This window comes from Bacillota bacterium, assembly GCA_012842395.1.
Classification (GTDB): Bacteria; Bacillota; SHA-98; order UBA4971; family UBA4971; genus UBA6256.
Window position 1 is genome coordinate 204,750 of record DUSX01000009.1, and the last position, 20,067, is coordinate 224,816.

The window sequence follows — 20,067 nt, forward strand, 5'->3', positions numbered from 1 at the left end:
TGGGCGGGCCCGATAGCCATGTCCGTTCAGTAGGCCGCACCCAGGGGTGCGACCTGCGGGCCGCAAGCACACACCCGGTGCCAGCGCGCCTCGCCAACGCGGGCAGCGGCCACCGGGTGTGTGCCGTAATCCGGGGCGAGCTGCGCCGATCATGACCGTGTGAGAGGAGTATCCGGAACATCGCCAAGGGTTCCTTGCTTTCTACTATGTCAGCGACAATCATCCTGATCCATCCTTGACCCACGAGAGAAGCTGTGTGAGAAAACCTTCGCCTGATTCTCTCATATCTTCGCCTTCGAGAGCGAATGCCATCGACTTGACCCGCTTGTTCTGAATCGAGTCCTCGAAAGGCTTGATGGAAGCCGTGGGGTAGACCAGGACCGCGCGGTCGCACTCTCTTGCCAATTCGTAGGTAAATAGCTGCGCTATGTCCTGAGTCGACGGGGTGTCAGAAACCTTGTACTTGGTGTCCAGGATGCAGCAAACGCCTCCACGCTCAAGGTCGTATAGCACGAGGTCCATTCTAAAGACCAGCTCGCCGGAAGTACCTACAACCACTTGTTCCTGGGGCTGGACCTTGAACTCAGGAGGCAGGCGCGCTTTCAGCCAATTGGCCACGAAAAGCTCGAACAACCTCGGCATGTTGATGAGGAATGGGAGCATCTGGTACTCCGCTCCCGCGAGGGCGCTGGGGCCGCTGTGATCAAGGAAAAACCTGCACAGCGAGTGAAGAGGTTGGTAGTCCTGGTTGAGCCGATTGTACGTTCGTCCGATGCAGTCTCGTCCCTTAAAGGGCTGGAGACCTACAGATGCGCGGATCCTTCGATAGGCTATGCGGCAGATCCTGGCAACCTCCTCTGAGCACAGCTGGTTACGGGCTATGAGATGGAGTGACCACGCAAGGATCCTGTTATCTTCGATATCGGCCAGGTGATCCTGAAACTCACAATCAAACGCGATCGACCAGGGTCTTGTCACGTGTCTCGCGAGGTCTATGCGTCCCCTCAGGTATTTCAGAACCTCATGCTCGTCCCGGTACGATCGGTAAAGGCCTTTCCTTTCGCGGTTCAGGATTCTGAGGGCGAGAGTCTTTGCCAGAGAATTGTAGAACTCCTGTAAAGTACGGCAATGGACGGTGTTTTCGAGAAAGCGAAGACCCTTGAGGTCGTATGCGTATTCGAGCATGTAGAAGAGGTTTGCCACGGGCACCTTCGGGACAAGATGGATGCCCAGATCGCTCGTCAGGGGGATGAAACCTACCCATCCTTGGGAGGTCAAGCGCCACCGGTTGTCAGTCTTCGGTGTCGGGAAATCCACATTCACCTGAGTCCCATAGTGCCGCCAAAGAGACTCTCCCTCAGAGAAGGACATCTCGTCATAGTCTAGCTCTCGAGGAACATACTCCTTCAATTCAATCCATCTCACCGGCCTCACGGAAAGATCTCGCCTTTCACCTTCGTCCAGCGAAATTCATTGACTATACTAGGCTGGTCGAAGAAATACTCTTCGAGGTACGGCTCGATTTCCATCTGCCAGATGCTTTGCAAATCCGAGTGCAGGTCGAGATTCTCCCCCATGAAGAAGGAGATGCCAACCTCGAAGTTGGGATCACCGATTTGCGCGTTTAGCCTTGAAAGGACCCGGATGAGGTTCTCTATGGGGAACCCTGTCCGGGCATGGTGCCTCCGTAGAATCTCGAGCTTTGGGCGCAACTGGATGAAAGCAAAGCGCCGTCTGAGGGCGTGGTCCACCAACGCGATGGAACGGTCAGCTGTGTTCATTGTCCCGATGATCCGCACATTGGCCGGAATACTGAATAGCCGGCCGTCCCCGGCAAGTGGAATCTCGCGGTCACGGTATTCGAGCAGATACATTAATTCGCCAAACACTCGAGAGAGATTCGCCCTATTGATCTCATCGATTACAAGGACGCAACGGCCGGTCCGACGCCTGGCCCGGGTGCAGAACTGCAGGAACCGCCCTGGTTCCATGGGGTAGGAAAGCCTTCCGTCTTGCAGAGTCTTCACCCTTATCCCCTGGATGAAGTCTTCGTATGTGTAGGCAGGGTGGAACTGAACGATCTCGGTAAACCCATCGCTGCCTCCAATGAGATGTCTGGCCAGTCTCGTGGCAATGAATGTCTTTCCGGTGCCGGGCGGCCCGTAGAAGACTGCCTGACCCTTCCTATCGATTGCCCGCACCCACCTTGCGAGCTCTTCCTCGGCAAAACCGGTTTCCGCTGACATTTGAGTGAGGGAGTATTCCGGGTTCGTGGAGGCTGTCTGGGATCTGCCGGGCAGAGCTACGCCGCTCGCGAGTCTCAACATCTCCTCATATTGCTCAGTGGTTACGGGGCGGACTGGTTCTTCGGAGTCGATCGGCAGTTCTCTTAGCACAGGGTTCTCCACCACTTGATCCCGGGATATGGGCTTATCGGCGAGAAGGAGGTCCACTGACACCTCGCATCCTACCGTCTCTTCGAACGTCTCTTCGAATGTGCCATCGGGGCGCACGTGACAACCGGAGACTTCTTCATCGGCATAACCGAGGTAAGGGTCTGAAGAGACCGTGATCAAGGCATAGCATCCTCCTCCGGCGCCCTTGACCCAGAGGATGGCCTTGTCTCCTTTTCTTATGTCTTCCTCACGCGCCATGATGGGCATGGTCTTCAGTTTTCCATCACGCAATGAGTCGATCACCTTGTGCAGGCTTGGGTCGACCTGGAATACCCAGTAGTTAGGCGACAACGGTGGAGGTGGGTTCTGGAGGCCGTCCTTCAGAATCCTGACACGGTAAACGGGATTCAGGGCCGCTTGGTGCAAGGCTCTAACGTGGAATCTCTTGTACGGGGAGAACTGATAGGAGGAAAACCGACGGAGCAGGCTGGGCAATGCCTCCTCAATACCGCGAACCAGCTGGTCTCCCAATTCCTGTGCTTCTTCGGTTGAGATAGCGTAGCAATTGAGCTTCGGTTCATCGTCCTTCTGTTTGAAGGTGAATATCTCTTTTCGGTGGATCAAGGATGTTGCCGTGTTCTCAAGGAGGAGCACCTCGAACCTCTTTGGCTCGTAGGCGGGAGCGTTGAACCCGAGGACGAGCCAGTTGCAGAAGATCAAATGAAGCGCCTTACCGCCTCGGGCAAGCGATATGACCAGCCTGGGATCATCGGTACTACCCAAACCGAGACCTTTTATGACGCGACTCATGACTTCGAACGCCCAGAGTGCCTCTTCCCGGTCAGCGAAAATGGTTGAGAATGGGTCGCTCATGCCATTTTCAGGTCCTTCAGGCTCCCTCTGTTCTTTCCTCCATTGTCTCTCGAGTTCCGGAGAATAGAAATCCACAACGGAACCTGGGTGTTGCGATTGCAGCCTTTCTCGGACCTTCAGGAGCAAGTGATCGAGTACTATCGGCGAGTGTCCCTCCGCTGAAAGCTCCTTCTCGGTAGCCTCGACTTCAGAAGAGGTCAAGAACGTGCTGGCGATCTGTGTCTTGTGCCTCGTGCTTATCACGCTTTCGAACACATCCGGAAAGAGCAAGTGTAAAAGGGCGTGACGCATTTCATACGCTCGGTCGACCGGTCTGAAGCTGTACAGGCACTCATCAAGGAACCGGGCCGTATCCCATGGATCGGCCAAAACGCCCTGCGCGGCCTTCTCCTTCAGATGCAGCGCGAACCGGACTAGCAACCATAGTTCCATGTACTTTGCATGATACCGAAGCGTCGTGTGGGTGAGTCCCTGCCCAAAGGCTTGGACTATCCTCTCGTTCAATTCGGGTGGCTCGGGACCCCCGATTTCATGGACCCGTTCGAGAAATGACATCTTCGTGTTTGTGGTCATCGTCATCGAAGGTAGAGAGTACACCACAAGAGCATCTGACAGTATCATGAAGCATTCCGCAGGTAGACCCTGGAATTGCTGTTTGAGTTTGCTCCAAAAGTCGAGGCCGGTCGTCGTGTCTGGGGCGTCAAGGAAATGAGTCTGTATAAGCTTAAGGTTGTCGATAGTCCATACACTAGGACGGTCCCACAAAAGGCTGCCGTCTTGCTCGAGGCATCGGATACGGAACTCATTTGCCACCTCGTAGACCAGAGAACATCCTTCGCGCCTAGCCAAGATTGATCGCCTCGTTTCTAGATACAGCGTTTTACAGATTAACAGTCCCACCAGTGGGGCGCCAAGTCTGTTGGCCATGCTCGTCTCCTAGGCACAAACGGGACTACACAACGGCCCGTTCTACACCGGTCGGCCTCTTTCCTTCTGACCGCGGGATAGCGACTAAAGGAGCTCGCCTCCATATCCTTTATCGCAGTGCGTTATCCCTTTGGTTCCGCTGGCTCCTAGCTCCACGGACGCCCCCTGGTTCCGTACGCCTGCGCTGGGGGCCTAATCCCATTGGAGGTGAAGGAGGAACCCCTCAGCCGACCGCCCAACGTAACACAACCGCAGAGCAGACCGACGACGACCGTGAAGGCCTGTGAAGGCTGCTTCAAAGGCGGCCTGCGTCGTAGCTGTCAAAACGTGCTGGTCGCCTCTTGTCATGTTCCTAAGTACGTGCTATCATACTGCTCGTGTATATATGATCGAGGCCGCACACGACTGTGTGGCCGTGCGGAGAGAGCCAGTTGGGCAATGCAATCAACACTCGGGGAGGGGAAAGCAGGTCATGGCAAAGCACGAGCCAGTATTCTACGGCGCTGTAACCGTGGGCGAACGCGGGCAGGTGGTCATCCCCCAACAGGCCAGAGAGGCCCATGGGATCAAGCCCGGTGACAAGATGTTGGTGCTGGGCGGCGGCTTTGACGGCCATGGCCTGGTGATGATCAAGGCCGACGCGGTGAGCAGCCTCTTGGCGAAGCTGAGCGAGCGCGTGAACGTGCTCGAGAAGGTGTTTCGGATGTCGGCTGGGCACAATGATCAGGACCGCAAGCAGAATGGTGCTGGCAGCGCGCGCCTTACCGGTCCTCCTGAAAGAGAGTCTGGGGGAGCACCTGGGAGCGATCCTTACTGAAGAGCGAAGAGGCCGCAAAGTCCGAAGAGGTCGCAAGGTGAGGGCCCGAGCCGCGACGATCGACCGAAGGCGCGAAGCCGCGGGGTCGAGGGCGCGAAACCGCGAAATGAAGCCGCAGTGAAGCTGCGAAGAGGCACGGTGGGTTATGTTCAAGCTGTTTAGATTCCTAAAGCCGTATCGGATCGAGATCACGCTCGTGCTCGGTCTCGTGTTCCTTCAAACGCTTTCTGAGCTGTACCTTCCGACGTTGATGTCGGATATCGTGAACACCGGGATCATGAGGGGCGACGTCGCCTACATTTGGAGGGTGGGCAGGCTAATGCTTCTCGTCGCCTTAGGTGGGACGGCCTGTTCCATTTGTGCGGCCTTCCTGTCCGCCCGCACGGCGATGGGTTTCGGCAAGATACTGCGGGCCAGGATCTTCGAGCATGTGGAGAAGTTCTCGCTTCGTGAGTTCGACAAGATCGGCACGCCGTCGCTTATTACCAGGAACACCAATGACGTCACCCAGCTGCAGATGGTCATCATGGTCATGATGCGGATGATGATCAGCGCGCCCATCATGTGTGTGGGCGGCATCATCATGGCATTGTCGAAGGACAGGGGGCTGACGTGGATCCTGGCGGTGGTCCTGCCCATAATCGCGGCCATAGTTGTTTTCGTCGCACGTAAAGGACTTCCGCTCTTCAGGATGATCCAGAAGAAGATCGACCGCATAAACCTGATCGTGCGCGAAAACCTCGAGGGCATCAGGGTGATCCGTGCCTTCAACCGCACAGACTACGAGAGGGCTCGGTTCCATGAGGCTAACCTCGACCTAACCGAGACATCCATCAGGGTCAACAGGCTGATGGCCCTTATGATGCCCCTCATGATGCTCATCATGAACTCCACCATCGTCGCGATCATCTGGTTCGGTGCCATCCGCGTAGACCGCGGGACTCTCGAGGTCGGCAACATGATGGCGTTCTTCCAGTACGCCATGCAGATCATGATGTCCCTCCTGATGGCGTCGATGCTGTTCATAATGATCCCCCGGGCTCAAGCCTCGGCCGACAGGATCAACGAGGTGCTAGCAATCCAGCCCGAGATCAACGATCCGCCGTCACCCAGAAAGACGAACGGCATGAGAGGGCATCTCGAGTTCCGGGACGTGACGTTCAACTACCCCGGAGCGGAGGAACCGGTGCTCAAGAACGTTTCGTTCTGCGCCCGTCCCGGCGAAGTGGTAGCGATCATCGGCGGCACCGGCTCGGGCAAGTCGACGCTCGTAAACCTCATTCCCAGGTTCTACGACGTTACTGAGGGCAGCGTGCTCATAGACGGGGTGGACGTGCGCGAGATGACCCAGGAGGAGCTGAGGGCGAAGATCGGTTTCGTGCCCCAGAAGGCCGTGCTCTTCTCGGGCACGGTTGCCGACAACATCAGGTACGGGAAGGAAGACGCTACTGACGAGGAAGTAAGGCGCGCGGCCGAAGTCGCCCAGGCTTTGGAATTCATCTCCGACATGAAGGACGGGTTCGATTCGGAGGTGGCCCAGGGCGGCACCAATCTTTCCGGCGGGCAGAGGCAGAGGCTGGCGATAGCCCGCGCGCTCGTGAGAAGGCCGGAGATCTACGTGTTCGACGACAGTTTCTCGGCGCTTGATTTCAAGACCGATGCCAGGTTGCGGGCCGCGCTGAAGAAGGAGACTGCGGGCAGCACGGTCTTGATCGTAGCCCAGCGAGTCAGCACGGTCATGGACGCCGACCGGATAGTGGTCTTGGACCGGGGCAGGGTCGTCGGAATCGGCACTCATAGGGACCTGCTCAAGACTTGCGACGTTTACCGCGAGATCGTCTCGTCACAGCTTCCCGAGGAACAGACCGCGTGAGGGCGATAGGATGGGCCCGGCGGTTGCGGCCGGCGCTGCGGCCCGCGCCGGCGTGCTGGGGCGGGGGGCGGGCGCCGCGCCGGGGCGCGAGAGGCTGGCGCGGCTCGCACGGGCGCATGAGTGGGAGGCACATCGTGAGAAGGGATATCATGAGTGGAGAGGGCATGAATGTGAATAGAGACAGCGCGACAAGTGGCGCCGTGAAGAGGGCTTGGGCCAGCTCGGCATCGCCTTCGCGGCCTGCGGCGCCCCGTGGCTTCCCTGGCGGTTTCAGGCCGGGCAGGGGTGGCTTCGGCGGCGGTGGGCACGGCTTTGGACGGCCGGTGGAAAAGCCAAAAGACTTCAAGGGTACCCTGAAAAGGCTGGTGATCTACCTCAAGCCCATGTGGCCGCGGCTTTTGGTCGTGTTCGTGGCTGCCATCGGTAGCACCGCGCTCAACGTCATCAGCCCGAAGGTCATGGGGCGGGCCATTACCAGCCTGGGACGGACGTTCGGAATGAAGCTCATGGGCTTTCCGGCGAGCGTGGACTTCCCCTATATCGGGCACGTCGTCCTGTCGCTGGCGGGTCTGTATGTGGCGAGCGCCTTCCTCAACTACGTGACGCAATACACCATGGCGGGAGTCGCCCAGAGGACCGTTTGTGACATGCGCCGTGACATGAACGACAAGCTTGCGCGCCTGCCGCTGAGGTTTTTCGACGGGCAAACGCACGGCGAGATCATGAGCCGGATGACCAATGACATCGACAACATCAGCATGACGTTGCAGCAGAGCCTGGGGCAGCTCATCACCTCGCTCGTGGGAATCGTCGGCGCAATCGTCATGATGTTCACCATCAGCTGGCTCCTGACGCTGATATGCCTCCTGACGTTGCCGCTTTCGTTCTTCGTGACCGCCACGATCGCGAGGCTTTCGCAGAAGAACTTCGCGGCGCAGCAGATGGAGCTCGGGTTGCTCAACGGCCACGTGGAGGAGATGTACACAGGCCATAAGATAGTCAAAGCGTTCGGTCATGAGAGAAAGGCCATCGACCAGTTCAACCGGATCAACGAGCGCTTGTACAGCGCGGCGTGGCGAGCCCAGTTCGTCTCCGGGATCATCTTCCCTCTCATGAACCTCATGAACAACATCGGCTACGTGCTGATCTGCGTTGTGGGAGGGATCATGGTCACGAGGCGCAGGATCGAGCTCGGGGACATCACGGCATTCATACAGTACCAGAGGATGTTCACCATGCCCATAGGACAAACGGCCAACATCGTGAACATCCTTCAGTCGACCGTGGCTTCCGCCGAGCGCGTGTTCGAGGTCCTCGATGAGGCCGAGGAGGTTCCAGACACCGCCGCCGTGGCGACCATCCCGGCACCACGTGGTGAGGTGAGGTTCGAGAACGTCAGGTTCAGCTACAAGAAAGACGTCCCGCTCATCGAAAACCTTAACATCGCGGTCAGGCCCGGCCAGACCATTGCGATCGTGGGCCCGACCGGCGCGGGCAAGACTACCCTTGTCAACCTGCTCATGCGCTTTTATGAGATAGATGACGGCCGGATAACCGTGGACGGCGTGGACATCAGGGATCTGAAGCGCGCCGAGCTGCGCAAGCTCTTCGGCATGGTCCTTCAGGACACGTGGCTTTTCAACGGCACGATCAGGGATAACATCGCATACGGCCGCGAAGGTGCGACTGACGCTGAGATCGTGCGTGCCGCCAAGGCTGCGCAAGCCGACCATTTCATCAGGGCCCTTCCGGACGGGTACAATACCGTCTTGAACGAAGAGGCCTCCAACATATCCCAGGGCGAGAAGCAGCTCCTGACCATCGCTCGCGCGTTCCTGGCGGATCCCCCGATCCTCATTCTCGATGAGGCGACCAGCAGCGTCGATACGAGGACCGAGATATACATCCAGAAGGCCATGACGGAGCTGATGAAAGGCCGGACGAGTTTTGTCATCGCTCACCGGCTCTCCACCATCCGGAACGCGGAGCTGATCTTGGTGATGAACAACGGCAGCATCATCGAGACCGGCACCCACGAGGAGCTCTTGGCGAAGAGGGGGTTCTACGCCGATCTCTACAACAGCCAGTTCGCCGGGGCCTATGCGGACGACCAGGCGGTCTAGGTACATCGCCAGACGTTCGCGCTGCTTTTGGTTTTGGCACGGAGTTCTGCGCAGGCAGGCCCGGCAGCCCTGCCCTCCGGGGACAGCGCGCTTGCGGCGCCGCGCCTCGTTCTCGTTTGAATCCGGCACGCGAGATAGCCAGATCCCAGGCGCCCCGTCGTGCGAGCACCGGCAACTCTAGCGCCGCGAAGAGACGAAAGAGGAGACGAGGACCTGTGGCGCCATGTTCGGGCCCTCACTGGATCCCGCGGGTGGGACGTGGGGGTGGAGACGGGCTTTCGTCGCCTCGGATTATCGCCACGAGCGCGCGGAGCGCCAGAGTGTACCCGAGAGGGCCGAGCCCCGAGATCTGCCCCCGGGCCACAGGCGCGATCGCCGAGTGGTGGCGGAATTCCTCGCGCGCGTATATGTTCGACAGGTGGACCTCAATGGTGGGAACACCACTACCTGCGATGGCGTCGCGGATAGCGATGCTGTAATGTGTGTACGCCGCCGGGTTGATGATGAGGCCTTTGCAGCGGTCCGCCGCCTCCCACACAAGGCTTGCGATCTCTCCTTCGCTGTTCGTCTGGTGGATCTCCACCCGCACGCCGAGGGCCTGCGCCTCATCCTCTATGAGCGCATTGATGCTGGCGAGGGTTTGAGCGCCGTACACTTCGGGCTCCCGCAGGCCAAGCCGGTCGAGACTTGGCCCGTGAATCACCATGATAGTAGTCTCAGTCACGCCTGTTCCCTCCCGACCTTTGTGATGGAAGAACCTCTTCATTATTCGCTCCTCGCCCCCGGAGACGCTGCCAGTGGCCGGATTTTGACACCCCTCGTGCAATCACCGGCAACCCATCCCAATAATCGGAAGCACTTTCCCACCTCCGCTTAGCGCGACGCCGTGACCGGCGGCTCATCTTCCCCGAGAGATGACGGTATTCCTGCAGCCTCACTCAGGGCTTCGGCCGCAGAGCCCTCGAAGACCGAGCACCTGCCTATGGCGAGCGGCAGCACGACCCGGAGCTTACCGCCGCTCGCCTTCTTGTCCAGAGCCATCGCCGCCAGCACGGATTCCCGGAAGGAGCGGTTCTCCCCGCGTGGGACAGACGTCGGCAAGCCCAGGGACGCGAGTAGACGAATCACTCTCTCTGCCGTGTCCTCGCGAAGGTAGCCCAGGCGCACCGAGGCACGACACGCAGCGGCGAGGCCTATGGCCACCGCCTCCCCGTGAGTCCACCGTCTGAAGCCCCCGGCACGTTCGACGGCATGGCCGAGGGTATGGCCAAGGTTCAAGAGCATCCGGGCTCCCGCGTCGCGCTCGTCGGCCGCCACAATCGAGGCTTTCACCATGACTGCCCTGCGAATGATGTCCGGCCATAGACCCGGGTCTCGCTCGGCGGCTGCTCGCAGCGCCTGCAATCGCGACGACCGCGCAAGGCCGCCGCCGTCGCCGCCTGGCAGACGGAACGCGGCGCGTGGACCACCGCCGTCGCAGTCCGATGTCCCGGCCACACGCTCCAAGGTCTCGAAGAGGTCCGGGTCTCCGATGACAGCAGCCTTCACAACTTCCGCGAGGCCGCTTGCGAGCTCGCGAAGGGGCAAGGTCCCCAGGGCGCAGGTGTCGGCTACGACCGCCGCGGGCTGCCAGAAGGCGCCCACCAGGTTCTTTGCGGCCCGAAGGTTTATGGCGGTCTTTCCGCCTATCGAGCTATCCACCATTGCCAGGAGCGTGGTGGGGATTTGCACCAGCCTCACCCCACGCATGTATGTCGCGGCCAGGAATCCCGCCACGTCACCTACGGTGCCGCCACCGAGCGCTACGACCACCGAATCGCGGTCTGCGCCCGATGCCGCGCACGCCTCATAGAGGCGCGTCAAGGTCGATACTGTCTTCGCCTTTTCACCGTCAGGGACGATGGCCCAGACAAGCGACGACGAGCCGCGGCGAGGGGCGTTCCTGGTGAATGCCTGCTCGAGCCGTGGGCCGAACATCACGCGTAGCATGGGCGTGGTCACCACGATCACCTTGGAAGGCACGCCCTCCTCGGCCTCGGCCCACGCCCCGGCCTCGGACGGGGGCTCGGCCATGGGCTCGGCCATGGCCTGCAACCGGGGCCGGCTTTGCACCGCAAGCCCCGTCCTAAGCAGGGGGTACGCCCAGGGAGCGGCCATGATGCCGCGTCCAAGAAGGTACTGATAAGTCGATCCGCCCGCGGAGACCTGGAGCCGGAACGCGCACGATGGGCCGACGTTGCCGTTCTCGTGTGCGAAGGCGGCCGTAAGCTGCGGTCGCCACCCTCGTGCTCCCCGGTCTTTCCCTGCGACCGCGACCGCGTCCTTGGCGGCTATCTCGCGCGCGATCTCGCAGGCGATCTCGTCAGGACCCTTGCCGTCGGTGTCCACTACAAGGTCCGCCTGGCGGTACCCCTTCTCGCGCATCTCCATAAGAGAACGCACGCGGTCGAGACCCGCCCCTCCCGCAAGAAGCGGGCGGGCGGCAATGCAACTCGCGCCTTGCGCGTGCAGGCGGGCGAGGATGCTCTCAGGGGTCGCGCGCAGCCAGACCAGGATGCCTGCCCGCTTCAGGACATCGACATTGCGCTGGTCCATGAGAGCCCCGCCGCCGATCGAGATGACAGTGCCGTTCAGGCGCGAGGCCCGCCTTATCGTGCGAGCCTCCATGCGTCTGAACCACGCCTCTCCTCGCGTGTTGAAGATGTCGCTGATCGTGGTCCGTGTTTCCGCCTCTATCAAGGCGTCAGTGTCGAGGTGGACCATTCCAAGCATCGCGGCAAGGCGTCCGCCCACAGAGGACTTGCCCACACCCATGAACCCTGTGAGTATTATGTTTCCATGCCAGTCGCGCCCATATCTCACCCGGACCCTCGCCTCCGTTTCCCTTTCACTGACTGACGTCCCGCGTCACATGCCGCGGCCGCGTCCGTCATCTTGGCCCTGGGAACACCTCGCCGCCACTCTCTCCGTATACTCCTTGACGCGGGCCGCCACCTCACCAACGCTGTCGCCACCGAATTTCGAGAGAAACGCGTCCGCCAGGACCAGCGCGACCATAGCCTCGGCCACTACAGCACAGGCGGGGACGGCACACGTGTCGGCGCGCTCGTAGTGGGCCAGGCCCTCGCGTCCCGTGCCGAGCTCAACCGAGCGCAGTGGTGCCCTCATCGTGTTTATGGGCTTCATCGCCGCATTGAGCCATAGCGGCATTCCGTTCGTCATGCCTCCCTCAAGGCCGCCACCGTGGTTCGAAAGCCTGCGGATCCCGGACCCCGAGGCAGTCATCTCATCCGCGGCGGCCCTGCCCGTCAGCTCCGCGAGCTGGAAACCATCCCCGATCCCGACGCCCTTGACACCTGGGATGCTCATCACGGCCTGGGCCAGTCGTCCGTCGAGACGCAGGTCCCACTGGGTGTATGTGCCGAGACCAGGGGGAAGCCCCCACGCGATGACCTGGAACACCCCTCCCACGCTCTCGCCTGCGGACGCCGCCTGGTCGATGCGGCGCATCATCCTGGCGGCCGCCGCGTCGTCCGCGCACCGCACGGGGGACGATTCTATGGCATGGAGGATCCTTGAATCCGCCACGCCCATAAGCAGGCTTTCCTGAGCCGGTGCCCATTCCCCTCCGATACAGAGGACGTGCGAAGCAATGGTGACGCCGAGCTCCGCGAGCAGGCACCTTGCGACAGCGCCGGCCGCCACCCTCGCAGCGGTCTCCCTCGCGCTCGCCCGCTCTAGCACGTTCCGCATGTCCTCATGATCGAACTTGAGTGCGCCAGCGAGGTCCGCGTGACCCGGCCGGGGCATGGTGATCGGGTCCCGGCGCACGTCGCCGAATGGGCTCATCACCTCTACCCAGTTTGGGTGATCCAGATTTGCGATCTCCATCACGATGGGCGAGCCCAGGGTTAGCCCACCTCTGATACCGGCCGTGACGCGCGCGCGGTCGCGCTCGATCCTCATGCGCCTCCCGCGCCCATAGCCCTGCTGGCGTCGCGCGAGGTCGCGCTCGATGTCCTCGGGTCTGACGCGAAGGCCCGCCGGCACTCCGTCCAGCACCACGGTTAGCGAAGGACCGTGTGACTCACCGCCCGTCATGAACCGAATTGCGCTCAAGCAGCTCACCTCCCGGGCTGGCCGCGTCCGCCGCTGCGGTCCGCGCCGCTGCGGCTGCGTCCGCGACCGCAGCTCCTCCAGCGCCCGCGGCTGCCGCCTGTAACGCAGCCTCCATCACCGCGCGTGGAGCCGCGTGCCCCGTCCACGCCTCAAAGGCCGGGATCCCCTGGTGGAGGAGGATCTCAAGCCCCGACACGACTCGAAGGCCAAGCGCCTCCCCTTGCCGGAGGAGGCCGGTCATCGCGGGTCTATACACCATGTCGCAGACAACACAGTCCGGGCACGGCGAGAGCATGTGGAGGATCTCGTTGGGCACGGGGCTTGATCCTGGGGCGCTCGTCACGGGCGTGGCGTTCACCACGATCCCAGCCCCGTCCATTGCGCCGAGAAGAAGGCTGGGCTCATCGTAGTCCCGAAACCACGGACGAACCTCGGCGCGGAGCTTCCCACCGCTTGCCGCGAGCGCGATGTCCGCCACGCGGGCGGCCCGGTCCAGGCTGCGGTTGAATATGACGAGTCTAGTGGCGCCCGCCTGAACGAGCGCAGCGGCGACGCCTCTCGCGGCGCCTCCCGCCCCGAACAGCACGACTTTGCGGCCCTGCGGGCTCACTCCCTTCGCCGCAAGAGCGCGGATGAGGCCCGCGCCGTCGGTGTTGTCGCCGAGCATGGTGCGGTCTTCGCGCTTGACGATGGTGTTGAGCGCACCGGCCGCACGTGCCCTGGGGGTCAAGGCATCGACCAGGGCGATGGCCGCCTCCTTATGTGGTATGGTGACGTTCGCACCGACGACCGATGGGGACCCCAGGACCGCGCGTGCCATGTCCAAGCGGCCGGGCGGAATGTCGATCGGTACATAGCGCCAGTCCAACCCCACGGCTCTGAAACCCGCCTCCTGCATGGCCGGTGAGAGACTGGACCGCGCGGGCCAGCCCAGAAGGACTACTACCTTGCTGTTCGCCGATACGTTCGCCACTGCCACGTCAGCTACGTCCTTCAAAAGAGTCAAGCCTCCTTTTCGAGAGCGCTACGGTTGCCGGCGCTTGGACGACCGGGCGCGGAGGATTTCGACGGTCTCGTAGCGACCCCTGGCGGCCTGCTCAGGTCGCGGGCGTGTCTTCCCGCGCCGCACCCCCCGCGCCCAGGCTGACTAATGCGTCAAGGAATCCCGGGTATGAGACGCGTGCCGATTCCCAGCCCTCCACGACCGTAGTGCCGCTTGCCAAGAGCCCCGCAACCGCGAGCGCCATTGCCATTCGGTGGTCGCCGCGAGCCGAGACGCGCGCCCCACGAAGGCGCGAAGGGTGGATGTGGAGCGAGTCCTCGTCCTCGGTGATGTGAGCGCCCATTTTCGAGAGCTCTCCGATCACGGCGGCAACCCTGTCCGTTTCCTTGACCCTGAGCTCTGCGATGCCGCTGATGGAAGACGGGGAGCTGGCAACGCATGCCAGGACGGCGAAGATCGGGATTTCATCGATCATACTTGGGACCGCGGAGTGTGGAACGTGTGCTCCCACGAGGCGGCCGCTATGCTCGACCCGGATGTGCGCGACGGGCTCAGGCCCGCCAAGGTCCAGCGGCTCGAGGGTCACCGACGCGCCCATCTCGGCTAGAACCCGGATGAACCCGAGGCGTGTCGGGTTCGCGCAGACACTCATCGCGGTGACGCTCGACCCGGGCAATGCCGCCGCCGCGGCCAAGAGAAATGCCGCGGACGACGGGTCGCCAGGTACGGCGAGCTCGAACGGATGGGGAGGGTGACCGCCGCAGACGGAGACCTCCCGGGCCCCAGAACCGTGGCCCTGGCCCTGCCCGCGATGACCGCCTCGGTCCCCGCTGCTGCCGACGGCGCCGCCCGGCCTTTGCCGCGCCCTAACCGGCACGCCTGCGAACTGCAACAGCCGCTCGGTGTGGTCGCGGGACTCTGCGGGCTCGACCACGGTGGTCTCGCCGTCGGCGTAAAGACCCGCGAGGAGAATGCACGATTTCACCTGGGCGCTCGCGACGGACAAGACATGTTCGAGCGCACGCAAACCGGCGTCTCCTGCGCCCCTTATGACTAGCGGCGCAAGGCCGCCTCCGGCGCGTCCATCCACCCATGCGCCCATGGCGCGGAGCGGGCGCGCGATCCTTGCCATGGGCCGCCGCCTGAGGGACTCGTCCCCCGTCACAACGAAGAGGCCGTCCTGGCCCGCAAGGATGCCTGAGAGAAGCCTCATCGTGGTGCCTGAGTTGCCTGCATCGAGGACGTCGGCGGGCTCCGCTAGACCCCGGAGGCCTCGCCCGGACACGATGAGCGAATCACCCTCGCGGCGCACATCAACACCGAGCGACCGTAGGCATCTCAGCGTGGAGGCGCAATCCAGGCCCGAAGGGTAGTTGCGCACCCGCGAGGTGCCTTCGCAAACGGCGGCCAACATGGCGGCGCGATGGGCGATCGACTTGTCCCCAGGGGGCTCGAAAGCGCCGCGTAAGACAACATCTCCACCCTCGACGCGCAGCTCCCGCGGTGATGGCCCAGTCCCGATTTGGCCATCAGGTGAGCGATCGAACCGCCGCGACTCCCCGCTCGCGGCTGGCTCTTCATGCTGCGATCGTGTCGTGTCAGTGCGGTCCAGCTGGATCGACATGCCCAATGCTCCTTTCTTGCTTGAGACCTCGCGGTCCGCTCTCGGGAAGCGGCCGTCGCGACTACCTAGATCGCGGGAAAGCGTGTCCTTTCGAGCCATGCCTGCCGGCTGGCTCTTGCTTCAGCCAGAAAGCGCCTTGCCATGTCGACGCACGATGCGGGCGACGTGTCCGCGCTTGCGGCGACGAGCGCGCGCACCTCGTCGAACTTGCGCTGGAAGTCGTCCATTGCGTCGAGGATGCGGGCAGCATTTGCGACGAGCATGCCTGTGCCCATTTCGGGATCACCCGACGCAAGGCGGGTCGTATCGCGAAAGCCGCTCGCGGCCAGGTCCCAGATGGAGGGCAGGCCTACGGAGCGCTCCTCAACGACTCGAGCCAGGCAGGCCGCGATGATAAGCGGTAGGTGGCTGGTGGCGGCCACCATCGCGTCGTGGTCAGCGGGGTCCATGATGCTCGGGATGCTTCCAGCCGCCTCGCAGGCTCTCGCGACCACCCTCACGGCGGCCTCGCTGGTCCATTCAGCGGGAGTGAGCACGTAGAGGCAGCCCCTTACCATGTCAGGCGACGCATGATCCACGCCGCTTGTCTCGCTCCCAGCCATCGGATGACCACCCACGAACGGAACGACGGGGGCAAGATGCTCGCGTGCGAGCGCAAGCACGTAACATTTCGCGCTGCCAACGTCCGTGACCACAGGCAGGCTTTGCGCCCGGCGCGCATCCCCATCCTTAAGACAGCGACCGAGCTCGGCGAACACTTGTGGCATCGCGAGAAGCGGCGTCGCCACGAGAACGATGTCGGCTTCGCGGGCGCCGCCAAGAGAGTCCGCGGCCCCATCCAGCGCGCCGCACTCGACGGCGCGACGGAGAGAGACGGGGTTGACATCGAACCCGTTCACTTCGTAGCGCCCCGATGCCCGAAGCGCCATTGCGATGGAGCCGCCTACAAGGCCAACACCTATGACAAACGCCCTGGTCTTTGTGACGCCTGGTCGATTCCGCGGGTCGCCCGTGTCATTCGAGGACGCGTCGCCGATCACGTATCCCATTGTCTCTCTCGAAGTCGGCGGCTCGCTGCTGTTGTACTCGACCGCGGCGCACGCGCCCCCGGACGACCCGAGAGACGCCCGCCCGCTCGGCGAGCTGCCGGATTTCGTGATTCCTCGCGCGGCCACTGGCATCATCCCCCGATGTCGCAAGATTAGGTAGCCCGCTACGATTCCGCGCTTGCCTTCAGAGAGGGGCCATCGTCCAAATGCATTAGCCTTGCCGTTCGGGTTCTCTCGCCATTCAGGGTTTGCCCGCCGCCCCGCGCCCGGGTGAAGCCTCACATACGGAGGGCAAGGCGATCCGGCGCCCAACGGCTTCAGCCACAGGCTTGAGACTGCGCATCATGGAAGCGAAAGCGTCTGGCGTAAGTGACTGCGGCCCGTCCGAGAGGGCCGACGCAGGGTCATCGTGTACCTCGACCATGAGCCCGTCGGCTCCGCATGCCACGGCAGCCATCGCCATGGGGACGACCATGTCCGCGCGTCCTGTTGCGTGGCTGGGGTCTACTATGACAGGAAGATGGCTCAGCTTTTTCACTACAGCGACCGCCGAGAGGTCAAGGGTATTCCTGGTGGACGTCTCGAAAGTACGTATGCCGCGCTCGCACAGGATCACGTTGTTGTTCCCCGCCGATAGAACGTACTCCGCAGCCATCAGCCACTCGTCGATCGAGGACATCATCCCCCGCTTGAGAACCACGGGCTTCGGCTGGCGTCCGACTTCGTGAAGGAGCACATAGTTGTGCATGTTCCTGGAGCCTATCTGGAGGGCGTCCGCGTATGCGCCCACGAGCTCAACATCCTGAGGCGACACGACCTCGGTGACCACGGGCAAGCCCGTCTGCTCCCGCGCCTTTGCGAGGATGCGGAGCCCGGGCTCGCCAAGCCCTTGGAAGGAATATGGCGACGTGCGCGGCTTGAACGCTCCGCCGCGGAGGACGGTCGCTCCCGCGTTGGCCACGAGGCGCGCGATGCGCATCATCGATTCCTCGCTTTCGACGGCGCACGGGCCGGCGATCACAGGAACCTCGTTAGTCTCGCCGCCGAAGAGCACGCCCCCGACCGAAACAGCGCTTCTCGTCTGCATGAATTCCCTGCTCGCGAGCTTGAACGGTTGCAGGATCCGCACCACTCTCTCCACCCCCGGCAGAAACGCGACTGTATCTGGGTCGAGGCGGCGCACGTCGCCTATGAGCCCAACTATCGTGCGCTCCTCACCTCGGGAGATATGGACTTGGAGACCCGCGTTTTGTGCCATTCGCACGACGCCCTGGATCTCATCTTCCGTTGCTTTCTGTCTCATAACGACTACCATGTCTCTCTCCCCCTGGAGGCCTTGTGATTACTGATTCCCTCGAAAACGCGCGGAATCCCATGCCTATGCGTGGCGGCGGCGTGATCGCCGTAAGGGATCCCGGTGATGACGATGGCGCCGACGCTCTTGATGAGGACCTCAATCGGTCCATGGCGGCATAGTGTGGGACAGCTCAGGTGTCCCGTGGCACGGTACTTAAGTCGGGCCGGAGAGCAGCGGCCTCGCCCAGGTAAACGTGGGTTGGGCGTGAACGCGTCACCCCCACTGCACCGGAGACGAGGGAATTTCTGTGACGGCGACGCCTGCGCCCATCGACGAGCCTGCGCGCAAGGGGCATGGGACAGCGGCCGCCACAGCGCGGGCACGACTGCGCGAGAGGTGTGCGAAGCGGCCCCTCTCTCTTCGAGCCGCCCGACGCACGAGCCCGGCACAGCAAAAGCACCCTTATGCACGCCCGAAGCGCAGCCTTCACCGGGATCTCCACCGCGCACATCATCGGGACCGAGCTCCATCCCAGGGCCCTCGCGGCTGCAGCGGGAAATGCAGCATCGAGGTCCGGGGTGACGGTGAAGAATGCGAACACGACGTTCTCGAGCTCGAGGTGGTTTCGGGCGACGATGGCGTCGAGGAGCTCGGTCGTGGCCTGAAACACGCCGTCCCTGCTGTTTGCGACGGGGGCGACGGCCCCTCGGATTGCGAAGATGTCGGAATCCAACACGACATCCCTCCTGTTGGAGGTTTGAAGCGCGGGCAAGAACGTGAATATACGAGTGTGCGAGCGTGGCACAAGACGCGAACGGAGGCTTGGACGGAGGCAGGATTCGAATCGGAAAAGGCGTGGAGCCACGGAGGTGCGGGCTCCCGAGTGCGGAGATCACGATCCCGAATCAACCCGCCGAGCGGGTGATACAAAAAGGGCCACCCGTGTGGGGGTAGCCCTCGCATACATCCGGCCCTATCAAGTCGAGGCCGACCTTACGCGCAGACTCCGGAGCGAGCCGGCCTTGATGGCCGTCCTGGCTCCCGATGCTGTCCTACGTGCGATGATCTCCCCTACCGTACTACCGTCCTGCCGAAGCATATGTACTTGTTCGTGACACGTCTTGTGCCGCAAGCCTCACCAAACAGGCGCCACGTGCTGCCGCTTTCTCAGGCGTTCCGCCGATCCCACCGTCCTGCCCGCGCCTGCCCGACGGCTTGTTAAAAGGAAGTATAGCACCACTCTGCCGCCTGTGCAAGCCCTTTCCTGTTTTAGCCCGCATCAGCGGCTGGCACGGCTCTGTGCGCCACCGCGAGCCCAACGTCGTCGAGGTGGAGGAGGCCGATCTCAAGGAAGACCGCCACTGACAAGTGCTCACCACACCGGGCTACACCGACCTTGCCTCCGACGTTGAAGCCGGCTGCCCTCGGCATGAGTTGGGCGAGCGCTTCACGCGCCGCGCCTGTCACGGCTCCCTCGTGCGGATGCGACGATTGTATGACGCCCTCGCGTTTCGCCGCGACGAGGACGTTTTCGACGGTGCGTGCGATGGATTGAATGAAGGGCCCGCCAATGTCCACGGCTGCTGCCCTTATCCCTGCGTCCAGGAAGGCGCGTTTCATGTCGCGTTCCTGATCACGCGACGTTGACATCGCGATCTGCACCGCTGCCCTCGCCGCTGCGGCGCTCGGGCGGGCCTTCTCGTGCTCGTTCCCGTGATAAGAATCCGATCCCTGCATCCGCAGGCACCACCTTCCAAGCCGAAAACGCGGCGTGACAGACGGAACGCGGCCGCAGGCCCGCCCGTCCGAAAACGCCTCGGCGCGTGCGCGACCGTCTATGGACATTCTACATCGATCACCTTACGCAGTCAAAAGCATGACCAAGCCTACCTGGCTGGAGTTGGAAGTTGAATGATTTTTCTCCTTCAGAAGGAGGAGTTTGGCTGCGGAGCGCGAATAATTGTCA

15 protein-coding genes are annotated in these 20,067 nt (G+C 62.3%); 4 read left to right on the forward strand and 11 right to left on the reverse strand.

Annotated features, from left to right (window positions below; all coding sequences use genetic code 11):
* Nucleotides 1–219 precede the first annotated feature (219 nt).
* Together GX515_04345 and GX515_04350 are read right to left on the reverse strand one after the other, a co-directional pair.
* A complete protein-coding gene (locus GX515_04345; GenBank protein ID HHY32246.1) occupies nucleotides 220–1,371 on the reverse strand; it encodes a restriction endonuclease in 1,152 nt (383 codons plus the stop codon).
* Nucleotides 1,372–1,430: 59 nt separating this feature from the next.
* On the reverse strand, nucleotides 1,431–4,118 hold the full coding sequence (locus tag GX515_04350) for an EVE domain-containing protein (GenBank protein HHY32247.1): 2,688 nt from the start codon (nucleotides 4,116–4,118) through the stop codon (nucleotides 1,431–1,433).
* 550 nt (nucleotides 4,119–4,668) lie between these two features.
* Here GX515_04350 and GX515_04355 point away from each other — a divergent pair.
* The 3 genes from GX515_04355 to GX515_04365 all read left to right on the forward strand — a co-directional run bounded on the left by GX515_04355 (nucleotide 4,669) and on the right by GX515_04365 (nucleotide 9,009).
* Entirely contained in the window at nucleotides 4,669–5,013 is a 345-nt protein-coding gene (locus GX515_04355) for an AbrB/MazE/SpoVT family DNA-binding domain-containing protein (GenBank protein ID HHY32248.1), read from the forward strand.
* Nucleotides 5,014–5,158: 145 nt separating this feature from the next.
* Nucleotides 5,159–6,886 carry an ABC transporter ATP-binding protein gene (locus GX515_04360; GenBank protein HHY32249.1) on the forward strand — a complete coding sequence of 576 codons (1,728 nt, stop codon included), beginning with the start codon at nucleotides 5,159–5,161 and terminating at the stop codon, nucleotides 6,884–6,886.
* A 164-nt stretch (nucleotides 6,887–7,050) separates the two neighbouring features.
* On the forward strand, nucleotides 7,051–9,009 hold the full coding sequence (locus GX515_04365; GenBank protein ID HHY32250.1) for an ABC transporter ATP-binding protein: 1,959 nt from the start codon (nucleotides 7,051–7,053) through the stop codon (nucleotides 9,007–9,009).
* Nucleotides 9,010–9,244: 235 nt separating this feature from the next.
* Here the strand turns inward: GX515_04365 and aroQ are convergent, their stop codons facing one another.
* From aroQ to aroF, 7 genes are all read right to left on the reverse strand, one after another.
* Entirely contained in the window at nucleotides 9,245–9,775 is a 531-nt protein-coding gene (aroQ, locus tag GX515_04370; protein ID HHY32251.1) for a type II 3-dehydroquinate dehydratase, read from the reverse strand.
* A 107-nt stretch (nucleotides 9,776–9,882) separates the two neighbouring features.
* Nucleotides 9,883–11,871, reverse strand: coding sequence for a 3-dehydroquinate synthase (aroB, locus tag GX515_04375; GenBank protein HHY32252.1), 1,989 nt, complete (start codon nucleotides 11,869–11,871; stop codon nucleotides 9,883–9,885).
* Between the two features lie 45 nt (nucleotides 11,872–11,916).
* Entirely contained in the window at nucleotides 11,917–13,110 is a 1,194-nt protein-coding gene (gene aroC, locus GX515_04380) for a chorismate synthase (GenBank protein ID HHY32253.1), read from the reverse strand.
* Nucleotides 13,097–14,125 carry a shikimate dehydrogenase gene (locus GX515_04385; GenBank protein ID HHY32254.1) on the reverse strand — a complete coding sequence of 343 codons (1,029 nt, stop codon included), beginning with the start codon at nucleotides 14,123–14,125 and terminating at the stop codon, nucleotides 13,097–13,099. The genes aroC and GX515_04385 overlap by 14 nt, the downstream gene beginning before the upstream one ends.
* A gap of 100 nt (nucleotides 14,126–14,225) precedes the next feature.
* On the reverse strand, nucleotides 14,226–15,755 hold the full coding sequence (locus GX515_04390) for a 3-phosphoshikimate 1-carboxyvinyltransferase (GenBank protein ID HHY32255.1): 1,530 nt from the start codon (nucleotides 15,753–15,755) through the stop codon (nucleotides 14,226–14,228).
* Between the two features lie 65 nt (nucleotides 15,756–15,820).
* Nucleotides 15,821–16,930, reverse strand: coding sequence for a prephenate dehydrogenase/arogenate dehydrogenase family protein (locus GX515_04395; protein HHY32256.1), 1,110 nt, complete (start codon nucleotides 16,928–16,930; stop codon nucleotides 15,821–15,823).
* Nucleotides 16,931–17,045: 115 nt separating this feature from the next.
* Nucleotides 17,046–18,119, reverse strand: coding sequence for a 3-deoxy-7-phosphoheptulonate synthase (aroF, locus tag GX515_04400; GenBank protein HHY32257.1), 1,074 nt, complete (start codon nucleotides 18,117–18,119; stop codon nucleotides 17,046–17,048).
* A 23-nt stretch (nucleotides 18,120–18,142) separates the two neighbouring features.
* Here aroF and GX515_04405 point away from each other — a divergent pair, with 23 nt between their 5' ends.
* Entirely contained in the window at nucleotides 18,143–18,280 is a 138-nt protein-coding gene (locus tag GX515_04405; protein ID HHY32258.1) for a hypothetical protein, read from the forward strand.
* A gap of 11 nt (nucleotides 18,281–18,291) precedes the next feature.
* On the opposite strand, the gene aroH is transcribed toward GX515_04405, so the two are convergent.
* Both aroH and GX515_04415 read right to left on the reverse strand, forming a co-directional pair.
* Nucleotides 18,292–18,822, reverse strand: coding sequence for a chorismate mutase (aroH, locus tag GX515_04410; protein HHY32259.1), 531 nt, complete (start codon nucleotides 18,820–18,822; stop codon nucleotides 18,292–18,294).
* Nucleotides 18,823–19,370: 548 nt separating this feature from the next.
* Complete coding sequence (locus GX515_04415; protein HHY32260.1) at nucleotides 19,371–19,838, reverse strand: hut operon positive regulator HutP; 468 nt, start codon at nucleotides 19,836–19,838, stop codon at nucleotides 19,371–19,373.
* Between the last annotated feature and the right edge of the window lie 229 nt (nucleotides 19,839–20,067).